The organism is Deltaproteobacteria bacterium (genome assembly GCA_011773515.1).
GTDB lineage: Bacteria > Desulfobacterota > Deferrimicrobia > J040 > J040 > WVXK01.
The window spans coordinates 701-1677 of record WVXK01000015.1 but is presented as its reverse complement, the minus strand read 5'-3'; the positions used below and the strand labels follow the sequence as shown (position 1 = coordinate 1677).

Annotated in this window: 1 protein-coding gene; it reads left to right on the top strand. The window is 58.1% G+C overall.

Features of this window, described 5'->3' with window-relative positions; all coding sequences use genetic code 11:
* The coding region (locus tag GTN70_01770) for a hypothetical protein (protein NIO15725.1) at positions 1–960 on the top strand (960 nt) is incomplete at its 5' end.
* Positions 961–977: the final 17 nt, after the last annotated feature.

Here is a 977-nt window from a genome sequence, read left to right as displayed (position 1 = left end):
TACGTCAGCGCCCTCGAGAGCAGGATGCGCGGCATAGAGTTCGACATCGGGCCGATGAGGAGCGCTGTCTTCTTCGGGCAGGGCGCCTTCAGGATAGACGGGGACGGCTACGGCGGTACCGACGTCACCGTGCGGGAAGGGATTCTCACGTTGGAGCACGAATCGGGCAAAGTTGACATCAAAGAAGGCCAAATGGCCAGCGTCAACGCGGGCGTCGTGGTAGGAACGGCCAGGGGAAAAGACAGCTGGGACGACTACGTGCAGAAGAGGGACAACGATGTCCTCGCGCTGGCAAGCAGACCACAGATATACGAGGAGATCCCCGGAAGGTACGAAACCTACGGCTACAGCGAGTGGGTGGCCTACCCCGCCTACGGCTATTTCTGGTGGCCCCACGTCTCGCTGGTTTTCATCGGGTCCTACGGCCATCATCATTACGGGCACCACTACTACGGCCCTTACTACGGGCACCGTTACAAACATCACCTCCACAGCGGTGTCAACATAGGCATTTACGGTGGGCACTACTCCTACAAGAGGTACGGTCATTACGGGAAACACCGCCACTACAGGAAACACCGCTACTACAAGAAACACCGCTTGTACAGGAAAGACAGCTATTTCAAAAAATACCGCCACAGGGGGCGGCACCGTCACTGGGGAAAAGACCATGACCGCTACCGGTACAGAAGTAACGGGATTCACAAGAAGCGTATCTTTCACCGCGGAGAGAGCCGACACAACCGGCACATAAATAAAAGAGGCCACGGAAAAAGAGGGCACTCCTTTCGCGGCGGGCACGTCAAGAAGTGGGGTGGCGGGCATAGAGGCCGCACCTTCTCGAGGGGGAAAGACTTCAGAGGCAGGTCTTTCCGCGGCGGCGGCGGTTTCCGCGGTGGTGGCGGAAAATCTGTTAGGATGGGTGGAGGCGGTTTCCGCGGCGGCAGAGGGAGGAGGTAAGGGAGAGTTTCGAGTTT